The organism is uncultured Microbacterium sp., from assembly GCF_913776565.1.
In the GTDB taxonomy this organism is placed as follows: domain Bacteria; phylum Actinomycetota; class Actinomycetes; order Actinomycetales; family Microbacteriaceae; genus Microbacterium.
The window spans coordinates 1-3,510 of record NZ_CAJYPF010000057.1 but is presented as its reverse complement, the minus strand read 5'-3'; the positions used below and the strand labels follow the sequence as shown (position 1 = coordinate 3,510).

The window sequence follows — 3,510 nt, the reverse complement described above, 5'->3', positions numbered from 1 at the left end:
GCGGCGACCACGGGGGTGCGGACCGCCGCGAAGCGCGCCCAGGCGCCGAAGTGATCGGTGAGCATCATGTCGAGACCCGACTTCTGCTCCATCTCCTTGATGTCGGCTCCCGCGGCGAAGGCTTTCTCGCTCCCCGTGACGACGATCGCCCCCACGCCCTCATCGGCGTCGAACGCCTCGGCGGCGGCGACGACGTCGCGCATCGACTGCGTGTTCAGGGCGTTCAGCGCCGCGGGCCGGTCGAGCGTGATCCACCCGACGCGGCCCCGCTGCTCGACGCGGATCGTCTCGTACCCGCCATCGTGATCCGTCATGTCACTCCCGTCGTGTCGTCGCGGTTCGCCCCGCTTCTGGCATGCTCGCACGCGGCCCCGTCCGCCGCGCGTCGAGATCACCCGTTCGTCCCGAGATCACGCGCAACGCCACGGCCAGCGCAGGTGCGTTCGCGTCGAACGTGTGATCGCGCGTCGGCCGTCGCGCGCGCGTCACGCGGCAAGGACGTTGCGGCCCACGATGAGCCGCATGATCTCGTTCGTGCCCTCGAGGATCTGGTGCACCCGCAGGTCGCGCACGACCTTCTCGATGCCGTAGTCCTGCAGGTACCCGTAGCCGCCGTGCAGCTGCAGCGCCTCGTTCGCGACGCGGAAACCGACGTCGGTCGCGAAGCGCTTGGCCATCGCGCAGCGGGTCGCCGCGTCGGGGGCCTTCGCGTCCAGCGCCTGGGCGGCGTCGCGCACGAGCAGGCGCGCGGCGTCGAGCTCGGTGGCCATGTCGGCGACCGCGAAGATCACCGACTGCTTCTCGCTGAGAGCCTCGCCGAACGTGAAGCGCTCGTGCACGTAGGCGATCGCGCGGTCGAGCGCCCACCGCGCCCCGCCGAGCGAGCACGTGGCGATGTTCAGGCGCCCGCCGTTGAGCGCCGTCATCGCGATCGAGAACCCGCGCCCCTCGCCGCCGAGCAGGTTCTCGGCGGGCACGCGCACCTCGTCGAGGATGACCGGGCGGGTGGGTTGGGCGTTCCAGCCCATCTTCTTCTCGTTCGGCCCGAACGACAGGCCCTCGGCGGCGGCGGGGACGAGGAACGCGCTGATCCCGCGCGCCCCCGGTTCCCCGGTGCGGGCCATGACGACGTAGACGGATGCCTCTCCGGCACCCGAGATGAACTGCTTGACCCCCGTGAGCACGTAGGTGTCGCCGTGGCGGATCGCCGAGGTGGTGATCGCCGCAGCATCCGAGCCCGCGCCCGGCTCGGTGAGGCAGTATGCGCCCAGGTCGTCCATCGCGACCAGTCCGGGCAGCCAGCGATGGCGCTGCGCCTCGGTGCCGTAGGTGTCGATCATCCACGCGACCATGTTGTGGATGGTGATGTACGCCGTCACGGTGGGGTCGCCGTAGGCGAGCTCCTCGAAGATCGCCACCGCGTCCGCGCGCGTCAGCCCGGCGCCGCCCACGTCGTCGTTGACGTAGACGCCGCCGAGACCCAGCTCGCCCGCGCGACGCAGGACGTCGCGGGGGAAGTGCTTCTCGGCATCCCATTCGAGGGTGTGCGGGGCGAATTCGGCCGCCGCGAAATCGCGGACGGCGTCGAGGATGGCGGCGCGTTCATCGGCGGACAGGGTGCTGACCGGCGGTACGTCGAGCGCGGGGGCAGGGGTGGTGTCCATGCGGCTCTCCTTCGTGAGGCGACGACGACGTCGCCCCCTCAGATTACCTGGACGTCCTACTAATTGGTAGGCCCCACGACTACCCGCCCTTGATGAACGCCATTCCTGCTGAAAAACGCGGTGACACAGCGTTCCTCGCCCGCAACGGCGTTTATCGGTGACGCCCTGCGCTCACGGGGTCAACCGGCGGACACACCGAAGAGCGCACCCACGGCATAGGTCGCGGCCAGTGCGAGCGCCCCGCCGACCACCGTGCGCAGCACGGCCCGGCCGCGACGTGCGCCGCCGATGAAGGCCGCGACGTACCCGGTGATGGCCAGGGCGAGCAGCACCGCGACGAACGTGAGCGGCACGCGGATCTCGACCGGCGCCAGCAGGATCGTCGCCAGCGGCAGCAGCGCACCGATCGTGAACGCCACCGCCGAGGCGATCGCCGCCGCCCAGGGGCTGACCACGTCGTCGGCGTCGATGTTGAGCTCGACCGCCAGATGGGCCTTGAGGGCATCGGATGCCGTCAGCTCGGTCGCCACGCGCGTCGCCGTGTCGCGCGACAAGCCCTGCGCCTCGTACATGCCCACCAGTTCGGCGAGCTCGGCCTCGGGATCCTCGGCGAGCTCGCGCCTCTCCTTCTGGATGAGCGCGTGCTCGCTGTCACGCTGACTCGACACCGACACGTACTCGCCCAGCGCCATCGAGATCGCCCCGCCGACGAGCGCCGCGAGTCCCGCGATGAGCACCGGGCCCGTGTCGCTGGTCGCGCCCGCGACGCCGACCACGACCGCCGCGGTCGACACGATGCCGTCGTTGGCGCCGAGCACGCCCGCGCGCAGCCAGTTCAGGCGCTGCGAGAGTCCCTGGCGGTGGGGTTCGTCCGCGTGCGCGCCGTTCGCTGTCGTCATGGCGCCAGGGTAGACCCGTCGCCGTCGCCGAATCCGGGCTTGCACGACGCGCAGATCGTGGAGAAACGGCATCCGCCCCCTTCGACACGGCCGCGTTCGCACGCCGTTCACACGGATGTCACCGGAGCGGGAGAGGATCGCGGGGTTCGCCGCCCCCGCGGCGACCGGCACGCGCACGGCCCGTCGCGCGCGCGTCGTCCCCCGGCACCCGAGGACACAGCCATGCCTTCGACCCTCCTGCGCCGCGCCGTCGCGTTCACCGCGACGACCGCGGCCGTGTGCGCGCTCGCCCTGTCGAGCACGACCGCGGCATCCGCCGCCGCCGTCAGCACACCCGTCTCGAACAGCGCCCCGGGCGCGGCGCTCAGCGTCACCCCCGTCGGCTCGTACGACACCGGCGTCTACAAGCAGTCCGCCGCCGAGATCGTGCAGGCCTACCGCGACCGGCTCTTCGTCGTCAACGCGCAGGCGGGCAGCGTCACGGTGCTCGACAACCGCGACCCCAAGAAGCCCGTCAAACTGTTCGACATCACCTCGGACGGCGTCGCCAACTCCGTCGCCGTGCGCGACGACGGCCTCGGCGTCGTCGCCTTCGAGGCGAAGGACAAGACCGCTCCCGGTCACCTCGTCTTCTTCGACGCCAACAAGGACGACGCGTCGACCGCCACGCTCGGCAAGGTCACCGTCGGCGCCCTGCCCGACATGGTCACCTTCTCGAAGGACGGCTCCTACGCCGTCGTCGCCAACGAGGGCGAGCCCGCGAACGACTTCTCCAGCGACCCCGAGGGCACGGTCAGCGTCATCGCGCTGACGACGGCGCTCACCGCCCCGGCGCAGAGCGCCGTGAAGACCGCGGGCTTCCGCGCCTTCGAGCAGGGCGGCACCAAGACGCTCGACGCGAAGGTGCGCGTCTTCGGCCCCGACGTGGCCGCCCCCGACCAGGGCTC

The 3,510-nt window shown here is 71.3% G+C and carries 3 protein-coding genes and 1 pseudogene; 1 reads left to right on the top strand and 3 read right to left on the bottom strand.

Annotated elements, in window-relative coordinates; all coding sequences use genetic code 11:
* From QZ433_RS03500 to QZ433_RS03490, 3 genes are all read right to left on the bottom strand, one after another.
* A partial coding sequence (locus tag QZ433_RS03500) for an enoyl-CoA hydratase-related protein (protein WP_295780030.1) occupies window positions 1-314 on the bottom strand: 314 nt, incomplete at its 3' end.
* Between the two features lie 171 nt (window positions 315-485).
* Entirely contained in the window at window positions 486-1,664 is a 1,179-nt protein-coding gene (locus QZ433_RS03495) for an acyl-CoA dehydrogenase family protein (protein ID WP_295780029.1), read from the bottom strand.
* Between the two features lie 179 nt (window positions 1,665-1,843).
* A complete protein-coding gene (locus QZ433_RS03490) occupies window positions 1,844-2,563 on the bottom strand; it encodes a VIT family protein (RefSeq protein WP_295780028.1) in 720 nt (239 codons plus the stop codon).
* Window positions 2,564-2,785: 222 nt separating this feature from the next.
* Between QZ433_RS03490 and QZ433_RS03485 the strand changes: the two are divergent.
* Window positions 2,786-3,510 (top strand): annotated as a pseudogene (locus tag QZ433_RS03485) (bifunctional metallophosphatase/5'-nucleotidase); the annotation flags it as partial.

Bases quoted from the DNA above. Each gene is read 5' to 3' on its own strand.
- QZ433_RS03495 (WP_295780029.1), bottom strand. From the start codon at position 1,664: ATGGACACCACCCCTGCCCCCGCGCTCGACGTACCGCCGGTCAGCACC.
- QZ433_RS03490 (WP_295780028.1), bottom strand. From the start codon at position 2,563: ATGACGACAGCGAACGGCGCGCACGCGGACGAACCCCACCGCCAGGGA.